This is a genomic window from Cellulomonas sp. URHD0024 (genome assembly GCF_000426185.1).
Lineage (GTDB): Bacteria > Actinomycetota > Actinomycetes > Actinomycetales > Cellulomonadaceae > Cellulomonas.
Genome location: NZ_AUEW01000010.1, coordinates 47127 through 67851 on the forward strand (window position 1 = coordinate 47127; position 20725 = coordinate 67851).

Below are 20725 nucleotides of genomic sequence, written 5' to 3' on the forward strand. Positions count from 1 at the left end.
CGGGCGATCCTACGTGGCGGGGCCGACACCCTCCGGCGCGTCGTCCGCCGTGTCGGTGCCGGTGATCACCTTCACCGCATCCCGGTGCCAGATGGCCTCGTCGAGGTACCGCTCGGGCCGCGCGACGTAGCCCAGCCGGGCGTAGAAACCGAGCGCCTGCTCCTGCGCGCTGAGCTCCACGGACACGCGCCCGTCGACTCCGTAGCGCTCGAGCGCCGACGCCTCCAGCGCGGTCATGAGGAGCGCTCCGACGCCCCTCCCGCGCGCCGCAGCCTCGACCGCGACCCTGCCGATGTGAGCCGGCTCGCCCGCGTGGTGTGGCGGCAGCAGCCTGGCCGTGCCGAGGGCGGTGCCGTCGTCGTCGAGCGCCACGACGTGCAACGTTCTCGGGTCCTGGTCGCGGGCGTCGATCTCCGCGAGCGGGTCGACGCCCTGCTCGTTCACGAACACCGTCATGCGGATCGCGTTCATGGCCGCACGGAGCTCGTCGGTGTCCACCGGCACGACCCGGATCACGCGGACGCGCCCCGCAGCGTCAGGTGCACGGCGGCGGTGCCGGTCCACGGCGCCCGCGCGCCCCGGGTCCGGCGCTCCAGGGTCACGCGTAGCCGTCCTGCAGGGTCGCCAGCGCACGCGCCAGGTCCTGCGGGTACTCGCTCGTCAGCTCGAGCCAGTCGCCGGTGCTCGGGTGGTGGAAGCCCAGCCGCTTGGCGTGCAGCCACTGCCGTGTCAGGTGCACCCGCGCCGCCAGCGTGGGATCCGCACCGTAGGTGAGGTCTCCGACGCACGGATGCCGCAGCGCCGCGAAGTGCACGCGGATCTGGTGCGTGCGACCCGTCTCCAGGTGCACCTCCACCAGCGACGCCGCCGGAAGCATCTCGAGGACCTCGTAGTGCGTGACCGAGGGCTTGCCGTCCGCGACCACCGCGAACTTCCAGTCCGAGCTGGGGTGCCGGCCGATGGGTGCGTCGATGGTTCCGGTCGTCGGCTCCGGATGACCCTGCACCAGCGCGTGGTAGACCTTCTCGACCGTGCGCTCCTTGAACGCCCGCTTGAGCACCGTGTAGGCGTGCTCGCTCTTCGCGACCACCATGAGGCCGGACGTGCCGACGTCGAGCCGGTGCACGATCCCTTGTCGCTCCGCCGCCCCCGAGGTCGAGATGCGGTAGCCGGTAGCCAGCAGTGCGCCGACGACCGTCGGACCGACCCATCCCGGCGACGGGTGCGCAGCGACACCGACGGGCTTGTCGATGACGACGACGTCGTCGTCGTCGTACACGATCGTCATGCCCGGAACGGGCTCGGCGACGATCTCGACGCCTGCCGCGGGCACGACGTCGGGGATCTCGACCTCGAGCCAGCCGCCCGCGAGCAACCGGTCCGACTTGCCGAGCTCCTTGCCGTCCACGTGCACGCCGCCGGCCTCCGCGATCTCCGCCGCACGGGTACGGGACAGGCCCAAGAGGCGCGACAGGGCCGCGTCGACGCGTTCGCCCACGAGCCCGTCGGGCACGGGCATCGCGCGGGTCTCAGGCATTCTGCTCGGACGCGTCGGTCGAGCCGTCGGCGGGCTGGGGCTCGGCCGTGCGGACGACGGACTCGTCCTCCGCGCCCGGGTCGTCGAGGCCGGTCGAGGACGCGGTCTCGTTCGTGGCCCCGTCACCGGCCCGCACGTCACGCGACCCGTCGATGTGCACGCCGGTGGCGGCGAGAACCACGATCATGAGGGCAGCGACCACGATCGCGATGTCGGCGACATTGCCGACGAAGAAGTCCCAGTACGCGATGAAGTCGACCACCTTGCCGCGCGCGAAGCCTGTGTCGGTGACGCGGAACAGACGGTCGCCCAGGTTCCCGAGCGCGCCGCCGAGCAGGAGCCCGAGGGCGATCGCCCAGCCGCGCGATCCCATCCTGCGGCTGGCCCGGACGATGAAGACGATCACCGCGACCGCGACGAGCGTCAGCAGCCAGGTCATCCCCGTGGCGATCGACAGGGCCGCGCCAGGATTGCGCACCAGCTCCAGACCCAGCAGGACACCGACCAGGTCACGCCTGACGTAGGGCGTCAGGTTGTTCAGCGCCCACACCTTCGTCAGCTGGTCGAGGACCAGCACGACGACCGTGATCGACGAGAACAGGACCAGCAGCCGGCGCCGGCGCTGATTCGCCGTGGACGCGACGGCAGGATCGTCCGAGGTGATGGGCACCGCAGGAGTCTACGTGCGCGTCAGCGACGTTCTTCGCGCTGCTTGCACTCGACGCACAGGCCGGCCCGCGGGAACGCCTGCAGGCGCGCCTTGCCGATCGCGCGGCCGCAGGACTCGCAGGCGGCGAACGTGCCGTTGGAGATCCGTGCGAGAGCACGCTGCGTCTGCGAGAGCAGGTCGCGTGTGTTGTTGACGAGCGTCAGCTCCTGCTCGCGCTCGAGCGCGGACGAGCCGGAGTCCGCCTGGTCGTCGCCCGCACCGTCGCCCGAGTTGCGCAGCAGGTCCGAGAGCTCGGCGTCGGCCGCGGCGAGCTCGCTGGTCAAGCGGTCGATGTCGCCCGTGAGCTCTTCGGCGATGTCCTTGACCTCGCGTGCGGTCCAGGCCTTCTCCCCGTCACGGACGGGCAGCCCGCGAACGACCTTGGCCAGCTCCTTGGTGTCGGTGCTGACGTCGATCGCGCTCAGTGCATCGTTGATGGCCACTTGGATGGCCCCCCTGTCCTCGAAGTCACGTGACTGTATGCGGGTGTCGGACCGGACACAACACAACACGCCGGGTGAAACCCGGCACTCCGCTCAGAGCGGACGCGGGGTTGCACCCGGCGTGGTGTGTTGCGACGAACCCGACCTGACCTGTGGTGATGCTGTGACGCAGAGCCGGACGGGTGGCCGTCAGAGGTTCTGCGCGTCTCCGACCGTCTGCGGCTGTCCGGAACGCGGCGGCAGCGCGTTGCCCCGGTTGTCCAGGTCGCCGAGCAGGTTCTCGAGGTAGCTCTTGAGGCGCGTGCGGTAGTCCCGCTCGAACACCCGGAGCTCGTCGATCTTGCGCTCGAGGAGCGAGCGCTCCTGCTCGAGCTGTCCGAGCGTGCGCTGCGACGTCTCCTCAGCCTCCCGCACGATGCGGTTCGCCTGGCTCTTGGCCTCGCCGACGAGTCGGTCCGACTCCTCCTGGCCGCTGCGCACGTAGTCGTCGTGCAGCTTCTGGGCCAGAGCGAGCATCCCGGTGGCCGACTCAGGCTCGCTGGCGCGGGGCGCATCGGCGACAGGAGCGACGACCGGGGCCGGCGCCGCGATCGGGGCCGCGACGACCGGCGCCGGTGCCGGAACGGGCTCGGGGGCAGGCTCGGGCTTGGCGAGCGGGGCCGGCTGCTGGGCTCCCGCGCGGCTCAGCTCGGCGATGCGGCGCTCGGCGGCCGCAAGCTTGGTCTTGAGGTCGTCGTTCTCCCCCTGAAGGTCGCGGAGGGTGTTGACGACCTCGTCGAGGAAGTCGTCGACCTCGTCCTGGTCGTATCCCTCGCGGAACTTCGTGGCCTGGAACTTCTTGTTCAGGACCTCGTCTGCGGTCAGCAGGGCCATCGTCGTCACCTCTGTCGGTAGAGCTTGTCGGCTGGCTAGCCGGTCCGGCGGCAGTCCACCGACCGCCACGGGCCACGGTATCGGAGAAAGTCCTCGGTGCACGTCCCTACGACACGCCCACGGACGGGTGGTTCGGTGCCCTCAGAGCACCTGGAGAAGGATCACGCACGCGATGAAGAGGACCGTGAATGCCAGATCCAGGCTGACCGAGCCGATCCTCACCGGAGGCAGGATCCGCCTCAGGGCCTTCAGCGGCGGGTCCGTCACGGAGTAGGTCACCTCGGCGATCACGAGGGCGACACCGGACGGACGCCACTCACGCGCGAAGAACTGCACCCAGTCCAGAACGAGTCGAACCAGCAGGATCAGGAAGAAGACCAGGACGATGAAGTACAGGACCGACAGGACGAGTTGCACGCGTCAGCTCTGGTTGTAGAAGCCTGCGCGCGTCGGCTGCTCGGCCGGGGTGGGGGCCTCGCCCGCCACCTCGACGTGCGCCGGCGACAGCAGGAAGACCTTGCTGGTCACGCGCTCGATCGCGCCGTGCAGCCCGAAGATCAGGCCCGCGGAGAAGTCGACGAGACGCTTGGCGTCCGCGTCGTCCATGTCCGTCAGGTTCATGATCACCGGCGTGCCCTCGCGGAACGCCTCGCCGATCTTGCGGGCGTCGTTGTACGACCTCGGGTGGATCGTCGTGATCCGCCGCAGCTCGCCCGCTGGAGCGGGCGCCGGGACCGCCTGCGTCGGCACGGCCGAACGGGTCGGGCGGTGCAGCGGCGTGACCTGGGCCTCGTACTCGGTCGGCACAGCGACCTCCCCGTCGTCATAGTCCTCGAGGTAGTCCTCGTGCTCGGCCCTGTCGTCGGCCAGGCCGAGGTACAGCATCGTCTTGCGCAGCGCTCCGGCCATCGCCTTGGCTCCCTCCCCGCATTTCTGCGGACCACCCCGGAGCCCGCGCCGGACCCTGCCGGGTCACGAAGACGCTGATGGGCTCCCTCTGCCGGTCACGCTAGCAACGGGCGCCCGCGCACGACGTCGCGACACGCCCGCGCACCGGTGCGTTCATGCAGCGGGCGGCCTCACGACGCCGGCCGATCGGCCCGTGCGCGCCGAGCGCCGGAACGAGAACAGGTCGCCGTCTGTGAAGGTGTCCCGCTCGGAGACCGTGACGTCCAGCACGCCCAGTCCTCGCAGCACCGCAACTACGCCGGCTGGCAGGTCGAGCGACGGGGTTCCCCAGGAGGTGGTCGCGAACGTCTCCGGGACGACCCCGGCGACCTCGTCGCGCAGCTCGGCGGGTACCTCGTAGGAGCGACCCGAGATCGCCGGTCCGGTCGCCGCGCGGATGCGGTCGACGCCCGCGCCCGCATGGACCATGGCGGACACCGCGGTCTGCAGCACACCGGACACCAGTCCCCGGCGCCCGGCGTGCACCGCGGCGACGACACCAGCCGACGCGTCGGCGAGCAGTACCGGGACGCAGTCCGCCACCAGCACCCCGACCGCCACGTCCGGCGAGGTCGCGACGAGCGCGTCAGCCTCGCCCGCCGGCGCGCCTGACGGGCCGGCCAGGACCACCACACCGGTCCCGTGCACCTGGGTGGCGTAGACCACCGGCACGCCGACCCAGTCGTCGAGCACCGCGCGGTTGCGCGCGACCGTCGCCGGGTCGTCGCCGACGGCGAGCCCGAGGTTCAGCGAGTCGTACGGCGCGAGACTGGACCCACCGCGTCGCGTGCTGAAGCCCGCGCGCACCCCGGCCCCGAGATCGACGCCGTCGACGAGCACCGGACCTACTTGAGGAAGTCCGGCACGTCGAGCTCGTCGCGCTCACGGTCGCGGCGCGGCGCGTCCTCGGTGAAGATGCGCGGCACCTCGAGCGCTCCGGTGATCGGCGTGGGCTCCGCCTCCGTCGACAGGAACGCGGGGACGTCGGGCTGCGTCGCACCGGCGTACGCGCCGACCGGGACCCGGACATCCTCGCGCTCGGCGACCGGCCGCTGTGCGGGCACCTGCGCCGGGACGCTCGCGGGAGCCGGCGCCGTGCGGACCGCACCGGCGGAGTTGCCCGAGACCTGGCCGAGCGCACGCGCGTCACGGCGGACGGTGGGCGAGCCGCTGTCGAACCCGGCCGCGATGACCGTGACCCGGACCTCGTCGCCGAGAGCGTCGTCGATGACCGCGCCGAAGATGATGTTGGCCTCGGGGTGGGCGGCCTCCTGGACCAGTCGCGCGGCCTCGTTGATCTCGAACAGGCCGAGGTCCGAGCCGCCCTGGATGGACAGCAGGACGCCGTGCGCGCCGTCGATGCTGGCCTCGAGCAGCGGCGACGAGATCGCCATCTCGGCCGCCTGGACCGCACGGTCGTCGCCCCGGGCGAAGCCGATGCCCATGAGCGCGGAACCCGCACCCTGCATGACCGACTTCACGTCGGCGAAGTCGAGGTTGATCAGGCCGGGAGTCGTGATGAGGTCCGTGATGCCCTGCACGCCCGAGAGCAGCACCTGGTCCGCCGAGTGGAACGCGTCGAGCACCGACACGGACCGGTCCGAGATCTGGAGCAGGCGGTCGTTCGGGATCACGATGAGCGTGTCGACCTCGGCGCGCAGGGCCTCGATGCCCGAGTCTGCCTGGACCGAGCGGCGGCGACCCTCGAAGGTGAACGGTCGCGTGACGACACCGATGGTCAGCGCGCCGAGCGAGCGTGCGATCCGTGCGACGACCGGGGCCCCACCGGTGCCGGTGCCGCCACCCTCGCCCGCGGTGACGAAGACCATGTCCGCACCGCGCAGGACGTCCTCGATCTCGTCCTTGTGGTCCTCGGCGGCCTTCTTGCCGACCTCGGGGTCCGCGCCTGCGCCGAGGCCGCGCGTCAGCTCGCGGCCGATGTCGAGCTTCACGTCCGCGTCCGACATCAGCAGCGCCTGGGCGTCCGTGTTCACGGCGATGAACTCGACACCCTTGAGGCCGACCTCGATCATGCGGTTCACGGCGTTGACGCCGCCGCCGCCGATGCCGACGACCTTGATGACCGCCAGGTAGTTCTGCGGAGCTGCCACGGTGGGTGCCTCTCGTTCTGCGCGTTGCGTCTGGTGCCGGTGTGCGGCACGGGCCGCGGGGTCCGCCCGAGCGACACGCCCGGCCAGGTTCAAACCTTCACCCTCTAGTTGAGGGTTATAGTTATGTCACGTTCTGTCGACAGGCGTGACGCTAGGTCGCGCATCCGGCACTATCAACGACCGCGCCGCGCGTGTCGTGACTTGCCGACGAATCTCGCCCGCTACTTCGTGATGGGGAGCCGGGGGGCGGACACGTCGATGACCGTCGCACCCGCCGCAGCCGGCGACGCGCGCAGCACCTTGAGCACGGCCATCTTCAACGGCGTCTCGCGCGCGCTGCCCCAGTCGACCCGGACGCCGTCACGCAGCCGCATCGTCACGGTGTCCTGCGTGTGGGCCGAGACACCTCGGACCTCTGCCAGGAGGTCCGCCGGCAGCTGTTCCAGCACACCGAGCACCGCCGCCAACGTCCGCTTGTCGCCCACCGGGACCTCGACGACCGGCAGCCCGGCCGGCGCGGCGTCGACGCGGCCGACCTGGACACCGTCCTGGTCGAGGAGCGCGAAGCTCCCCCCGGAATCCCGGTCGGGCACCGCCGCCACCGGTTCGCGCGCGACGATCGTCACCGACAGCCCGGTCGGCCAGGCGCGGGTCACGCGCGCCTCGCGGACGCCGGGCACGTCGAGCAGCTCGTCGCGCAGCGCGACCGTGTCGAGACGAGGCAGCGGCGTTCCGGCGTGCGCCGCCACGACGCCCTGGACCTGCCCGACCGCGACGACCGTCCCCGCGCCCTCGACCACGACCCCGTCCGGATCGAGCGCGAGCACGGGCGAGGCGAAGAGCAGCCAAGCGAGCCCGACGACCCCCAGGACGACCGCGACCGCGATGATCAGTTGCCGGCGCGCGAGGTTCCGGCGCGCGCGGGCCCGCTCCGCGAACCGGGCGATGGAGCTCGTCGAGACGACGGGGGGCGCGACGGGGCCGCCGTAGGCGCGCGCTCGGCCCGCGGAGTACGTGGTCACCGACCGACCGGGGCCTGGGCCGGACGACCCGAGCTGCTCGGCGACGGCGGTGGGCTCCGTGCGCTTCGGCACGGGCTTCGTCACCGGTTCCGCGACGGCCGCGGGCGTCGGTCGCGCGACGGGCCTGGCGGGGCGGCTCGGTGCGGCTCCACGCGGGGCCGGGGGTCGCGACGGGCTCATTCGGCCCCACCGGTGAGCTCGTCGAGGACGACGGGCGCGAGGAGCGTGACGTCACCGGCGCCGACCGTGAGGACCAGGTCGCCCGGACGCGCTGCCCGCGCGACGGCCCGTGCAGCATCGAGTCGATCCGGAACGAACGCCGCCTTGCCCGCGGTCGGGACGCGGTCGACGATCATCGCGCCGGTGACCAGGGGGTCGAGGTCCTCACGGGCGGCGTACACGTCCGTCACGACGACCACGTCGGCGAGGTCGAGTGCGGCGCCGAACTCGGCGGCGAACGTCCGGGTGCGTGAGAAGAGATGTGGCTGGAAGAGGACGACCACCCGCCCGGTGCCGGCCACCGAACGGGCCTGCCGGAGCAGGGCGGCGACCTCGGTCGGGTGGTGTGCGTAGTCGTCGACGACCCGCACGCCGCCGGCCGTCCCCCGGTCCTCGAACCGGCGGCCCGTCCCCCGGAAGGCCCCGAGACCGGTGGCAACGGCGACCGGATCGGTGCCGAGCCGCCGCGCGGCCGCCCAGGCGCCGCCCGCGTTCAGCGCGTTGTGGACGCCGGGTACCGCGAGCCGGACGGTGAGCACACCGTCGGGCGTCGTCAGGTCGACGCTCCAGGCCGAGCCGTCCGGGCGTAGGTCGCCGACGACGACGTCCGCGGTCGGCGAGGTGCCGTACGTGACGACCTCGACGTCGCGGGCGGCCAGCTGGGCCCGCGCCCGGTCCACGAGTCGGACCGCGCCCGCGTCGTCGGCGCACGCGACGAGCGCGCCGCCGGGCCGGATGCGCTCGGCGAACGCGACGAACGCGTCCTCGAACGCGTCCGCGGAACCGTAGTGGTCGAGATGGTCCGGCTCGACGTTCGTCACGACCGCGACGAGCGGCGCGTACGCCAGGAACGACCCGTCGGACTCGTCGGCCTCGGCGACGAACGCCCGGCCGGACCCGTCCCGGCTGCCACCGAGGGATCCGTCGGCGGTGTAGACGGTGCCGCCGATCGCGAAGGACGGGTCGGCCCCGGCGTCGAGCAGCGCGGTCGCGACCATCGCCGACGTCGTCGTCTTGCCGTGCGCCCCGGCGACCGCCACCGCGTCCTTCCCGACCATGAGCGCGGCGAGCGCCTCCGAGCGGTGCAGCACCCGGATCCCCCGCTCCCGGGCGCGGACGAGCTCGGGGTTCGTGTCGCGCACGGCCGAGGAGACGACCAGCGTGTCGATGCCGTCGACGAGCGCCGCGTCGTGGCCGACGTGAACCGTGACACCGGCCTCGCGCAGGGCGGGCAGGGCGGGACCGTCGGCTGCGTCGGAGCCGCTCACGGGCAGACCGCGCGCGGCGAGCAGCGCAGCGATCGCCGACATCCCGGCACCCCCGACCCCGACGAGGTGCACCCGCCCGAGCTTTCCGGCTGCGAGCGGCCTGGGCGCCCGGGACGGCGCGGGGAGCTCGATCTCGACGAGCCGGGCGACCCTGGCCGCGGCGTCCCGCACGCCGACGCTCGCGGCAGCGCGACCCATGCGTGCCCGCGTCTCGGCGGCCGTGTCCCCGACCAGCAGGACAGGAAGGTGCGCGAGCAACCAGGCGGGATCGAGGTCGTCGTCCTCGACGAGCAGTCCACCGCCCGCGGCGACGACGCCGGCGGCGTTGAGCCGCTGCTCACCGTTGCCCACGGGCAGCGGGACGTACACGGCAGGGATACCGAGCGCGGCGAGCTCGCAGACCGTGCCGGCGCCGGATCGCCCGACCACGACGTCGGCCACGGCCAGGGCGAGGTGCATGTCGGTCAGGTACTCGCGGACCTGGTAGTGCTCGGCACCCGGCACGCCCTCGAGCGCGGCCCGCACGACGTCGGCCTTGCCTGCGCCGGTCAGGTGCAGGACCTGCACGCCTGCCGCCAGGAGCTCGGGCGCGGCACCGGCGACCGCCGCGTTGACGCTGACGGCGCCGAGCGAACCACCGGAGACGAGGAGCGTCGGCAGGCTCGGGTCGAGGCCCAGAGCGGCGGCGGCGGCGGCTCGCGCGGCGGACGCGTCCGCGGAGCGTTCGGCGAGCAGCCGGGCGATGGGCGCGCGCAGCGGAAGACCCGTGACCTGCGCGTCGGGCAGCGCGGTACCGGGGAACGTCACGGCGACGGACGTCGCCCAGCGGGCGCCGAGCCGGTTGGCCAACCCCGGACGCGCGTTCGCCTCGTGGATCACGACGGGGATCCTGCGACGACGGGCCGCGAGGTAGGCCGGCGTCGAGACGTAGCCGCCGAAGCCGACGACGACCTGCGCCCCGGACTCGTCGATCGCCGTCCCGGCGGCCCGGATCGCCGCGCGCAGCCGGCCGGGCAGCCGGAACCAGTCGAGGGTGGGGCGTCGCGGCAGCGGTACCCGCGGGACGACGGCGAGGTCGAGCCCGTGCTCGGGCACGAGTCGCGCCTCGAGGCCCTCGGCTGTGCCCAGGACCGTCAGGCGCGCGTTCGGGTGGCGCCGGCGCAGCTCGTCGGCCACCGCGAGCAGGGGGTTGACGTGTCCGGCCGTCCCGCCGCCGGCAAGGAGGACCGACGGAGGCCGGCGGTCGTCAGCCACGGGACCGCCCGACGACGGCGAGCGAGCGGCGGACGACGCTCGGCCGTGCGGCGAGCGCCTCCGCGGCACCGGGCTCCGAGCGCGCGAAAGAGATCAGCACGCCGAGCGCTGCCATGGTCATGATCAGGGCGGACCCCCCCGCAGACACCAACGGCAGTGGCACGCCGATCACCGGCGCGAGGCCGATGACCACGGCGATGTTCACGAGGGCCTGGCCGATGATCCAGCAAAGGATCGCGCCGGTGGCGATCTGCACGAACGGGTCCGGGTGGCGACGGATGATCCGGATCATGGCGAACGCGAGCAGCCCGAACAGCGCGAGCACGAGCAGCGTCCCGATCAGACCGAGCTCCTCACCGAGGATCGCGAAGATGAAGTCGTTGTGGGCGGCCGGCAGGTAGGACCACTTCTCACGGCTCTCCCCCAGTCCCAGACCTCCCCAGCCGCCGCTCGCCAGCCCGTAGCCCCCGTGCAGGGCCTGGTAGCAGGAGGACTGCGCGTCGCACTCGCTCCCGGAGACCCAGTCGAGGATGCGCTTCTTCCGGTTCGTGCTGGTCACCGTCAGCGCGGCCGTCAGACCGACGGCGAGCAGCGCCGAGAACCCGAACATCCGCAGGGGCAGACCGGCGACGAACAGCGCGCCGGCGACCAGCAGGAGCAGCACCATGGCCGTCCCGAGGTCGTGGCCGGCGAGCACCACGGCGAGCGCGAGCCCGGCGACGGGCACGACGGGGATGAGCGCGTGCCGCCACTGCCGGAGCAACGGGAGCTTGCGGGTCAGGACGGCCCCGAGCCACACGGCGAGCGCGAGCTTGATGGCCTCCGACGGCTGCGCCGAGAACCCACCGATGTGCACCCAGTTCTGGTTGCCGCCCACAGCCGCACCGCCCAGCGGGCTGAACACGAGGAGCTGGAACAGGATCGCTGCCCCGAGCACCGGCCACGCGAAGCGTTGGAGGAAGCGGACGGGCAGGCGTGCCAGGCCGACCATGATCGGGAGGCCGATCAGCGCGAACTGTGCCTGGTTGAGGAACACCTTGTAGGGCGATCCGCTCGCGTCGAGCGACTCGACGCTGGAGCTGGACAGCACCATGACGAGCCCGATGACGAGCAGGAGCGCGGCGGCGCCGATGAGCACGTAGTAGCTGGTCACTGCGCTGTTCCACTGCCCGAGCATCGACCCCGGGCGCACAGCGGGTGCACCCGGCTCGGCTCCGTGCTCCCGGGCGGGTCGCGGCGTCGTCGCGGTCATGCCCGGGGTCCCTCCTGCCTGGTCACGCGTCCTCGCCTGGTCACACGTCCTCGCCGAGCGCACGCACGGCGGCGGCGAACTCCTCACCTCGAGCGGCGTACGACGTGAACTGGTCCATCGACGCGCACGCGGGGGCGAGCAGAACGGTGATGCGCCCGGCCGTGGTCCCAAGCCCGGAAGCACCGGCGGCGAGCCGTCGTGCCTCGGTCACCGCGCTCGTCATCACGCTCCCAGTCTCACCGGCGTCCACCTCGACCACGGGGACCTCGGGTGCGTGTCGGGCGAGTGCCTCACGCAACGGTTCCCGGTCCACCCCGATCAGGACAACCCCGGCGAGCCGGTCTCGCCGTGACGCGACCAGCTCGTCGAAGCGAGCCCCCTTGGCGAGCCCGCCCGCGACCCACACGACCGACCCGGGCGCGAACGCCCCGAGCGCGGCCGCGGCCGCATGCGCGTTGGTGGCCTTCGAGTCGTCGACGTAGGCGATCTGGTCGATCGTCGCGACGGTCTCCAGCCGGTGCGCTCCGGTCGAGTAGGCACGCAGACCGGCGCGGACGGCCGAGGGATCCACCCCGTGCGCGAGCGCCAGCGCGGCCGCCGCGAGGGCGTTCGCGACGACGTGCGGCGGCACGGTCCCGTCCGGGCCGGCCAGCTGCGCCAGGTCCGCCAAGGTGCCCAGCTCGGCGGCGTGCGTGTGCCGGAGGCGCGCGAAACCACGGTCCACCAGGACGTCCTCGACGAGCCCGACCTGTCCGACGAGCGGCGTGCCGAGGGTGAACCCGACCGCCACGGCGCCGTCGACCACGTCCGCCTCGCGCACGAGCTCCTCGGTGCGGGTGTCGGCGAGGTTGTACACGCACGCGACCTGGGTGCGCTCGAAGATCCGGCCCTTGTCGGCCGCGTACGCCTCCAACGACCCGTGCCAGTCGAGGTGGTCGGCCGCGATGTTGAGCACGGCTGCGGCCTGTGCGGACATCGAGTGCGTGAAGTGCAGCTGGAAGCTCGACAGCTCGACGACGAGGACGTCGAGCGACGGGTCGGTGGCGGCGAGCACGACCGGCGGCCCGACGTTGCCGACCGCCGCGACGTCCCTGCCCGCGGCGCGCAGGATCGACTCGACCATGCCCACGGTGGTGGTCTTGCCGTTGGTGCCGGTCACGGCCAGCCAGGGCGCAGGACCTCCGCCGGACGCCCGGTCGACCCGCACCTGCCAGGCGAGCTCGACCTCGCTCCAGACGGGTAGCCCGCGTTCGAGCGCTGCCGCGAGCAACGGGTGGTCCGGGGCCAGGCCGGGAGAGGCGACGACGAGGGAGGCCCGGTCGAGAGCGGTCCCCTCGAGCAGCTCCGCGGTGCCGATCACGTCGTCGGCGTGGTCGTCGACCGGCACCACACGCACTCCGTGGGCGGCAAGCACCTCGGCTGCGGCCCGACCCGAGACGCCGAGGCCGGCAACGACGACCAGTGCGCCCTCAAGCTCGAGCGCCACCTACCCGGCCACCCACTCGGCATAGAAGATCCCGACGCCGAGCGCGACGAACAGCCCGGCGATGATCCAGAACCGGATGACGATGGTGACCTCGCCCCACCCCGAGAGCTCGAAGTGGTGATGCAGCGGTGCCATCTTGAAGACCCGTCGCCGGGTCAGCTTGAAGAAGCCGATCTGGATGACGTCGGACATCACCTCGAGCACGAACAGACCACCGATGATGGCGGCGAGGATCTCGGTCCGGGTCAGGATCGACAGCCCGGCGAGGGCACCGCCGAGGGCCAGCGAGCCGGTGTCGCCCATGAAGATCTTGGCCGGGCTGGCGTTCCACCACAGGAACCCGAAGCACGCGCCGACGATCGCGGCGGCGACGACAGCGAGGTCGAGGGGGTCGCGGGTCTCGTAGCAGCTGGGTCCGGCGGTCAGGAGGTGCTGGCAGCTCTGGTTGTTCTGCCAGACGCCGACGATGACGTAGGCGCCGAAGACGATGAGCGAGACACCCGTGGCCAGCCCGTCGAGGCCGTCGGTCAGGTTCACCGCGTTGGACCAGGCCGTGATGAGGAAGTTCGCCCAGACGATGAACAGCAGGATGCCGAGCGTCACCCCCCCGAAGGCCAGGTCGAGCTTGGTGTCGCGGATGAACGAGATGTTGGTGGACGCAGGCGTGCGGAGCTTGTCGTTCGAGAACTGCAGCGCGGCGACGGCGAACGTGACGCCCACGAGCCCCTGCCCGAGGATCTTCCAGCGTGCCTTGAGACCGAGGCTGCGTTGCCGGGAGATCTTGATGAAGTCGTCGAGGAACCCGACCAGGCCGAGCCCGGTCATCAGGAAGAGCACGAGGACGGCCGACGCGCTCGGCATCGTCCCGGTCGCGACCAGACCGCCGATCCAGCCCAGCAGCGTGGCCGCGATGATCACGACACCGCCCATCGTGGGGGTCCCGCGCTTGGTGAAGTGCGCTGTCGGGCCGTCCTGCCGGATGAACTGGCCGTACTGCTTGCGGACCAGGAACCGGATGAACAACGGCGTGCCGAACAGGGCGATGACCATGGACAGGCCGCCGGAGATCATCAGCGCTCTCACGACGCTGCTCCTTCGACGAGCCGGTCACCGAGGCGCCACAGGCCGGAACCGTACGACGACTTCACCAGGACGACGTCCCCCGAGCGCATCTCGGACTCCAGGAACCGCGTCGCCACGTCCAGGTCGTCGGCGAGCACGACCTCGTCCCCCCACGAGCCCTCGTGGTTGGCCCCGTCGCGGATGGCGCGGGCCCCCTCGCCCACGACGATCGTCAGGCCGATGTTCAGTCGCACGCAGAGCCGGCCGATGGCGTCGTGCGCGGTCCGCGCGTCCGGGCCGAGCTCGAGCATCTCGCCGAGAACCGCGATGGAGCGGCGGTCGCGTCCCGCCAGCACGGCGAGCGCCTTCAGGGCGGCGCGCATCGAGTCGGGGTTCGCGTTGTACGAGTCGTCGACGACCGTCACGCCGTCCGGACGGTCCACGACGTGCATGCGGTGCGGGCTCAGGGCGTCGGCGACCGACAGGCCTGCGGCGACCTCGTCGACGTCGAGGCCGAGAGCCAGCGCCGCGGCCGCCGCGCCGAGCGCGTTGTGCACGTGGTGCTCGCCGACGAGGCGCAGCTCGACCTGTGCCGAACGCTCCGGTGTCCCGAGCCGCGAGACCAGGGTGAAACGCGCGCGGCCCGCTCGATCGAGGACGACGTCGCGCGCGCCGACGGACGCCTCCGGCGCGGCGCCGAACGTCACGACGTCGCCCGGGGCCAGCGCCGACATCGCCGACACGCGGGGGTCGTCGGCGTTGAGCACGGCGACCCCGTCGGCGACGAGACCTTGCACGATCTCGGCCTTGGCCCGAGCCACCGCCTCGATCCCCCCGAAGCCGCCCAGGTGCGCCTGACCGACGACGAGCACGACGGCGACGTCCGGCGGTGCGATCTGGGTGAGGTAGTCGAGGTGTCCGGGCCCGCTCGCGCCCATCTCGAGAACCAGGAACCGGGTGGACTCGTCGGCCCGCAGGACCGTCAGCGGCAGGCCGATCTCGTTGTTGAACGACCGCACCGGCGCGACGGTGGGCCCGACGCTCCCGCACAGCTGCGCGAGCAGGTCCTTGGTGGTCGTCTTGCCCACCGACCCGGTGATGCCGACGACCTTGAGCCCGCTCCCGCCGGGTTCCCACGAGATCTCGCGCAACCGCTCGAGGACGGCGCGCGCCAGGTCCCCCAGTGCCTTCTCGACGTCCGGGACGACGACACTGGGAACGACCGCGCCACCGCTGCCGACGACGTCGCGAGCCGCGAGAACGAGCGCGGCGCCCGCCCGGACGGCGGCCGCCGCGTACTCGTGACCGTCGACGTGCTCCCCGGGCAGGGCGACGAAGAGACCGCCGAGGACCTCCTCGCGCGAGTCGACGACCACGGACCCGCTGACCAGGAGCGACGGGTCGACGCCACCGCGCAGCACGCCACCCGTCGCGGCCGCGATCTCGGCCGCCGTCAGGGCGATCACGCGTGCTGCTCCTGACGGTCCTCGAACGCCTCGAGCAGCACGAAACGATCGTTGTACCGGTGGAACACTCCGGCGATCTCCTGGGTCGGCTCGTGCCCCTTGCCCGTGATGATCACGGTGTCCTGCTCGTCGGCGAGGACCAGGGCGTCGCGGATGGCCTGCGCGCGACTCGTCGCCTCGTGCACGTCGACCAGGTCCGGGCGCTTCGCCCGCACTCCGTCGAGGATGGCGGATCGGATGGCTTCAGGCTGCTCGGAACGGGGGTTCTCGTCCGTGACGACGATCACGTCGGCGAGCTCGGCCGCGATCGACCCCATGATCGGTCGCTTGCCCTGGTCGCGGTCGCCGTCGGACCCGAACACGAGGATGAGCCGCCCGGGCGTGATGGGGCGGACCGCCTGGAGAGCCAGCACGAGCGCGTCAGGGGTGTGCGCGTAGTCGACGAGGGACAGCGGGAAACCGTCGCCGCGCTCGAGGACACGCTCCATCCGGCCGGGGATCTCGTGGGCGTGACCGACCGCATCGATCGCGACGTCCAGCGGGACGCCGGCCCGGTGCGCGAGCACGATCGCCAGCGCGGCGTTCGAGACGTTGACCAGACCCGGCAAGGGGCTGGCCGCCTGGTGCTCGGTGCCGTCCGGTCCGCGGAGCGCGAACGTCGAGCCCACACCGTCGAGACCGATGTCCGCGGCCGTGACGACCCAGTCCGCCTCCAGGCCCGATCCGACGTGCGTCGCGACCGACTCGACCGGGATACGCGCCTCTGCGGCGAGCCGCCGACCCCACTCGTCGTCGACGACCACGACGCCCCGACGGGCCTGACCCGGCGCGAACAGACGCGCCTTGTCCCGGAAGTAGCCCTCCATGTCGCCGTGGAAGTCGAGATGGTCGCGCTGCAGGTTGGAGAACCCGACGACGTCGAACTCGAGGCCGTTGACGCGGCCGAGGGCCAGCGCGTGCGAGCTGACCTCCATGGCGACGGCCGTCGCGTGCCGCTCGAGCGCCGCCGCGAGCAAGGCCTGCAGCGCCGGCGCCTCGACCGTCGTGCGCGGGCTCTCGATCGCGTCGTCGCCGATCCGCAGCTCCACCGTGCCGAGCAGCGCGGTCAGCGGGTGCACGACTCGCAGGGCGGCGTCGACGAAGTACGTCGTCGTGGTCTTGCCGTTGGTCCCCGTCACCCCGATCGACGTGAGCCGCTCGCCGGGCTGGTCGTGCGCCCACGCGGCGACCGGACCCGCGAGCGTCCGCGGGTCGTCGGTGAGCAGGACGGGCACGCGATCCGCGAGCTCGCCGATCAGCTCGAGACCCGACCGGTCCGTGACGATCGCCACCGCGCCGGCGTCGACAGCCTGCGTCGCGAACGTCGCGCCGTGCACCTTGAGGCCGGGCACCGCGACGAAGACGTCACCGTCGACGACGTCGCCGCTCGCCAGGCTCACACCCGTCAGCTGCGCATCGTCGGCGACCGGGAGTCCCGCTGCGACCAGGTCGAACGTCCCGACGAGGTCGGCGACCCGGTGGACCGCGGGATGCATCGGGCGCATCCGAGCCGGGGACGTCATGGGGAGAATCTACCCTGGGCGGACCTGCCCGACGGTCGCGCGCCGCGCCTCACCACGACGTCGGGAACAGCGTCGCCGTGCTGCCGGACGGCGCCACGCCGAGCTGGCCGAGCGTGTAGCCGGCGACGTCGCTGAACACCGGGGCCGCCACCGTGCCGCCGAAGATCGAGCTGCGGGGGTTGTGCAGGATCACGGCGACCACGATCCGCGGGTCGTCGGCCGGTGCCACGCCGATGAACGAGGCCGTGATGCCCTGCGTGCCGTCGGAGGCCCAGGCCTGGGCCGTACCGGTCTTTCCGGCCACCCGGTAGCCCGGGATCGCGGCGCTGGCGCCGGTGCCGTCGTCGACGACGCTCTCCATCATCGTGAGCACGGTCTTGGCCGTCTCCGGCGAGACGACCCGCGTCGTGGTCGGCGCGGCGACCGGTGTGAAGACGCCGTCCGGAGAGGTCCAGCCCTTGATGATGTGCGGCTGCACGCGCACGCCACCGTTGGCGATCGTCGCGAACACCTGCGCCGCCTGGATCGCTGTGACGGACACCGACTGACCGAACAGCACGGCGAACTTGTCGCGGCGCTGCCAGTCGTCCACGGGGTGCAGGATGCCGACCGACTCCCCCGGCATCTCGATGCCCGTCTTCGTCCCGAAGCCGAACTTCGCCAGGTAGTCGTACCGCGTCTGCACCGGAAGGTTCTGGCCGACCATGACCGTCCCCGTGTTGGAGGACTCCGCGAGGATCCCCGCGAGGGTCAGGTTCTCCACCCCGTGCTCGTGCGAGTCGTGGAACTTCTCCTTGCCGTCGGGCGAGTAGATGTACGGCACCTGGAACTGCGACGTGGGGGTCGCGACGTGGTTGTCGAGGATCGCGGACATCGTGATCACCTTGCCGGTCGAGCCGGGCTCGAACACGTCCGAGATCGCGCTCGAGAGCGAGCCGCCCTTCCAGTCCCCCGGATGGTTCGGGTCGACCGTGCGGGAGTCCGCGATGGCGTAGATGTCACCGGTCTTGGTGTCGATCACGATGGCCGAACCCGAGTCCGCCCCCGTGGCCGCCACCTGAGCGGTGAGCGCCGCGTACGTGCGGTACTGGATGTCCGACTTGATCGTGAGCATGGCGGAGTCGCCCTGCCGGGCCGGCTTCTCCTGCGAGTACCCCCCGGGGATCGCCTGGCCCTTGAGGCCACGCTCGTAGATCTCCTCGCCGGCCTTGCCGGTCAGGCGCTTGTTGAGCGAGAGCTCGAGGCCGTCCAGACCCGTGCCGTTGGAGTTGACGAACCCGAGAACGTTCCCGGCGAGCGAGCCGTTGGGGTACACGCGCTCGGAGACCTGGTCGACGTTGATGCCGGGCAGTCCGAGCTTGAGCACCTCACGGGCGACCTCGGGGAGCACGCCCTTCTTGATGTACACGAACTGACGATCGCCGACGAGGCTGCCCCCGAGCTCGGCGACGTTCATGTCCAGCAGCGGCGCGAGCCGGGCCGCGACACCGGCCGCGCCGTCAGGCACCGCGGGCGTGCGCGTGCTCCGGAACTTCTCGACGAGCTTCTGGTTCACGGAGATGTCGTACCGCTCGACGGATGCGGCGAGCGCGGTCCCGTCGGCGTCGGTGATCTCCCCGCGCCCACCGAGCAACGCCACCGAGCTGAGCCGGCCCTGCTGCGCATGGGCGGCGATGCTCGGGCCCTTCAGGCCTTGCACGAGGACGAGCTTGCCGGCGAACACGACGAGGGCGAGGACGACGAGGACGGTGAGGAACGCCATGCGGTTGCGCGCGCCCGACTCCACGGGCGGTGGGGCACCGGCGCCCACCGCGACCTCGACGGTCCGCGGCTGTCCGCCCGGTCGCGGCCGAGGCACGGTGCCGCCGCCCGCGGGCCGGCCGGTGCTCGGCGGGCGGGCGGCGGTCCGTGCACGACCGGTGACCGGCGACGTCATCCGGCGGCCCCGGCCGGCTCGGGCGCGCCCTGCACGGATCCGTCGGAGAGCCTCAGCCAGCCCGTGCCGTTGGTCTTGACCATGCCGAGAGCCCCGGCCGCTGCGGCGAGGTGCTCGGGAGACGCCATGGCGTCCAGGTCCGCCTGCTTGTCCTTGGCGTCCTGGTCGAGCTGGCCGAGCTGGTTGGACAGGTCGTACTTCGCGTAGGCCGTCGACGCCATCGAGGTGTTCAGCAGGAGGGCGGAGAGCAGGGCTCCCGCGAGGATGGCCATGCAGGCAAGGATGAACGGCATTCGCGTCCGAGCGTGCTGCGGCGCGCGGACGACCAGCAGACGCGGTGCGGGTGGATTCTGCGGCGCGGTGCGGGGACGTGCCGGAGCGGTCCTGGTGCGGACAGCGGACTGGGCGCTCATTCCGCCCTCCTTCCGGTCGGTCGGGTCTGACGGCTGGGGAGCATGTGGTCAGGGGTGTCTCGGGTGCGCTCCGCTGCCCGGAGGCGTACCGACTGCGAGCGGGGGTTGCGTGCGATCTCGGCCTCGTCGGCCTCCTCCGCGCCGCGGGTCACCAGTCGCAGGTACGGCGCATGGGTCGCCGGCTCGACCGGCAGGTCCGGAGGCGCACTCGACGTCGCGCCCGCCGCCATGGCCCGCTTGACCGCGCGGTCCTCGAGCGAGTGGTAGGACTCGACGACCAGCCGGCCGCCGACCGCCAGCGCCTCGATCGACTGCGGCAGCGCGTTCTCGAGGATCTCGATCTCGCCGTTCACCTCGATGCGCAGCGCCTGGAACGTGCGCTTGGCGGGGTTGCCCCCGGTCTTGCGCGTCGCGGCGGGGATGTTCGCGCGCACGATGCTGACCAGCTCTCCGGTGCGCTCGAGCGGGCGCTTGGCGCGCTGCGCGACGATCGCCCGAGCGATGCGCGGTGCGAACCGCTCTTCGCCGTACTCGCGCAGGATCCGAGCCAGGTCGCGCTCGTCGTACGTGTTGAGCACGTCCGCGGCGGTCTGACCCGTCGTGGCGTCCATCCGCATGTCGAGCGGCGCGTCCGCGGAGTACGAGAAGCCGCGCTCGCGCTCGTCGAGCTGCAGCGACGACACCCCGAGGTCCATCAAGACGCCCTGGACCTTCGCGATGCCGAGATCTTCGAGGACCTCGCCGATCTCGTCGTACACGGCATGCACGCCCGTGAACCGGTCGCCGAAGGGTGCGAGGCGTCGGCCGGCGAGCTCCAGCGCCTGCGTGTCACGGTCGAGCCCGACGACGCGGACGTTCGGGAACGCCGCCAGGACACCCTCGGTGTGCCCACCCATGCCGAGCGTCGAGTCGACCAGCACCGCCGTGTCGTGGTCCGCGAACGCCGGCGCGAGCAGGTCGAGGCAGCGCTGCAGCAGGACGGGCGTGTGTCGGGAGGCGGCGTCGTCGGTCTCGCTCATCGTCTGCCTCCTGCCTTGTGTCGTTCGCGGAAAGGTGAGGTCGGACGGCCCTCCGCCGTCCGACCAGATCCCCCTCCGACCCTCTGACGCCGGGGAAGTGCGTCAGGAAAGTCGGGGGGAGGTCTCACCGGGCGGCCTGTGGCTG

General features: G+C 72.2%; 19 protein-coding genes. All 19 read right to left on the reverse strand.

Features of this window, described 5'->3' with window-relative positions:
• Positions 1 to 9: 9 nt before the first annotated feature.
• Positions 10 to 498: a GNAT family N-acetyltransferase gene (locus tag I847_RS23400; RefSeq protein WP_231384197.1), complete on the reverse strand. Its 489-nt coding sequence runs from the start codon at positions 496 to 498 to the stop codon at positions 10 to 12.
• Positions 499 to 598: 100 nt separating this feature from the next.
• A complete protein-coding gene (locus tag I847_RS0111630) occupies positions 599 to 1537 on the reverse strand; it encodes an RluA family pseudouridine synthase (RefSeq protein WP_028049820.1) in 939 nt (312 codons plus the stop codon).
• The gene (locus I847_RS23405; RefSeq protein WP_051274829.1) at positions 1530 to 2207 is read right to left on the reverse strand and encodes a signal peptidase II; all 678 of its coding nucleotides are present in this window, start codon (positions 2205 to 2207) and stop codon (positions 1530 to 1532) included. Before I847_RS23405 ends, I847_RS0111630 begins: the two co-directional genes overlap by 8 nt.
• Before the next feature lie 20 nt (positions 2208 to 2227).
• The gene (locus tag I847_RS0111640) at positions 2228 to 2689 is read right to left on the reverse strand and encodes a TraR/DksA family transcriptional regulator (RefSeq protein ID WP_034610067.1); all 462 of its coding nucleotides are present in this window, start codon (positions 2687 to 2689) and stop codon (positions 2228 to 2230) included.
• A gap of 189 nt (positions 2690 to 2878) precedes the next feature.
• Positions 2879 to 3562, reverse strand: a complete 684-nt coding sequence (locus I847_RS0111645) for a DivIVA domain-containing protein (protein WP_028049822.1) — start codon at positions 3560 to 3562, stop codon at positions 2879 to 2881.
• 141 nt (positions 3563 to 3703) lie between these two features.
• Positions 3704 to 3979, reverse strand: coding sequence for a YggT family protein (locus I847_RS0111650; RefSeq protein ID WP_028049823.1), 276 nt, complete (start codon positions 3977 to 3979; stop codon positions 3704 to 3706).
• A 3-nt stretch (positions 3980 to 3982) separates the two neighbouring features.
• Complete coding sequence (locus tag I847_RS0111655) at positions 3983 to 4471, reverse strand: cell division protein SepF (RefSeq protein WP_028049824.1); 489 nt, start codon at positions 4469 to 4471, stop codon at positions 3983 to 3985.
• 153 nt (positions 4472 to 4624) lie between these two features.
• Complete coding sequence (gene pgeF / locus I847_RS0111660; protein ID WP_028049825.1) at positions 4625 to 5350, reverse strand: peptidoglycan editing factor PgeF; 726 nt, start codon at positions 5348 to 5350, stop codon at positions 4625 to 4627.
• Between the two features lie 5 nt (positions 5351 to 5355).
• Positions 5356 to 6621, reverse strand: coding sequence for a cell division protein FtsZ (gene ftsZ / locus I847_RS0111665; protein WP_028049826.1), 1266 nt, complete (start codon positions 6619 to 6621; stop codon positions 5356 to 5358).
• Between the two features lie 221 nt (positions 6622 to 6842).
• Positions 6843 to 7715, reverse strand: coding sequence for a cell division protein FtsQ/DivIB (locus I847_RS0111670; RefSeq protein ID WP_231384198.1), 873 nt, complete (start codon positions 7713 to 7715; stop codon positions 6843 to 6845).
• A gap of 104 nt (positions 7716 to 7819) precedes the next feature.
• On the reverse strand, positions 7820 to 10384 hold the full coding sequence (murC, locus tag I847_RS27700; protein ID WP_028049828.1) for a UDP-N-acetylmuramate--L-alanine ligase: 2565 nt from the start codon (positions 10382 to 10384) through the stop codon (positions 7820 to 7822).
• Positions 10377 to 11636: a putative lipid II flippase FtsW gene (gene ftsW, locus I847_RS0111680; RefSeq protein ID WP_081680821.1), complete on the reverse strand. Its 1260-nt coding sequence runs from the start codon at positions 11634 to 11636 to the stop codon at positions 10377 to 10379. The genes murC and ftsW overlap by 8 nt, the downstream gene beginning before the upstream one ends.
• Before the next feature lie 40 nt (positions 11637 to 11676).
• On the reverse strand, positions 11677 to 13122 hold the full coding sequence (gene murD, locus I847_RS0111685; protein WP_028049830.1) for a UDP-N-acetylmuramoyl-L-alanine--D-glutamate ligase: 1446 nt from the start codon (positions 13120 to 13122) through the stop codon (positions 11677 to 11679).
• A complete protein-coding gene (gene mraY / locus I847_RS0111690) occupies positions 13123 to 14205 on the reverse strand; it encodes a phospho-N-acetylmuramoyl-pentapeptide-transferase (RefSeq protein ID WP_028049831.1) in 1083 nt (360 codons plus the stop codon).
• Complete coding sequence (murF, locus tag I847_RS0111695) at positions 14202 to 15650, reverse strand: UDP-N-acetylmuramoyl-tripeptide--D-alanyl-D-alanine ligase (RefSeq protein WP_028049832.1); 1449 nt, start codon at positions 15648 to 15650, stop codon at positions 14202 to 14204. The genes mraY and murF overlap by 4 nt, the downstream gene beginning before the upstream one ends.
• Positions 15647 to 17212, reverse strand: coding sequence for a UDP-N-acetylmuramoyl-L-alanyl-D-glutamate--2,6-diaminopimelate ligase (locus I847_RS0111700; RefSeq protein WP_028049833.1), 1566 nt, complete (start codon positions 17210 to 17212; stop codon positions 15647 to 15649). Before I847_RS0111700 ends, murF begins: the two co-directional genes overlap by 4 nt.
• Before the next feature lie 49 nt (positions 17213 to 17261).
• Positions 17262 to 19148, reverse strand: a complete 1887-nt coding sequence (locus I847_RS23410; protein ID WP_081680823.1) for a penicillin-binding protein 2 — start codon at positions 19146 to 19148, stop codon at positions 17262 to 17264.
• Positions 19145 to 19420 (reverse strand): hypothetical protein, encoded by a 276-nt coding sequence (locus tag I847_RS0111710; protein ID WP_231384199.1) that lies wholly within the window; start codon positions 19418 to 19420, stop codon positions 19145 to 19147. Before I847_RS0111710 ends, I847_RS23410 begins: the two co-directional genes overlap by 4 nt.
• A 137-nt stretch (positions 19421 to 19557) precedes the next feature.
• Positions 19558 to 20580 carry a 16S rRNA (cytosine(1402)-N(4))-methyltransferase RsmH gene (gene rsmH / locus I847_RS0111715; protein ID WP_028049835.1) on the reverse strand — a complete coding sequence of 341 codons (1023 nt, stop codon included), beginning with the start codon at positions 20578 to 20580 and terminating at the stop codon, positions 19558 to 19560.
• Positions 20581 to 20725 lie beyond the last annotated feature (145 nt).

Coding starts and splice junctions, on each gene's coding strand:
- I847_RS0111700 (WP_028049833.1), bottom strand. CDS start 17,212: ATGACGTCCCCGGCTCGGATGCGCCCGATGCATCCCGCGGTCCACCGG.
- I847_RS23410 (WP_081680823.1), bottom strand. CDS start 19,148: ATGACGTCGCCGGTCACCGGTCGTGCACGGACCGCCGCCCGCCCGCCG.
- ftsW (WP_081680821.1), bottom strand. CDS start 11,636: ATGACCGCGACGACGCCGCGACCCGCCCGGGAGCACGGAGCCGAGCCG.
- I847_RS0111630 (WP_028049820.1), bottom strand. CDS start 1,537: ATGCCTGAGACCCGCGCGATGCCCGTGCCCGACGGGCTCGTGGGCGAA.
- rsmH (WP_028049835.1), bottom strand. CDS start 20,580: ATGAGCGAGACCGACGACGCCGCCTCCCGACACACGCCCGTCCTGCTG.
- I847_RS0111645 (WP_028049822.1), bottom strand. CDS start 3,562: ATGGCCCTGCTGACCGCAGACGAGGTCCTGAACAAGAAGTTCCAGGCC.
- I847_RS0111710 (WP_231384199.1), bottom strand. CDS start 19,420: ATGGCCATCCTCGCGGGAGCCCTGCTCTCCGCCCTCCTGCTGAACACC.
- I847_RS0111655 (WP_028049824.1), bottom strand. CDS start 4,471: ATGGCCGGAGCGCTGCGCAAGACGATGCTGTACCTCGGCCTGGCCGAC.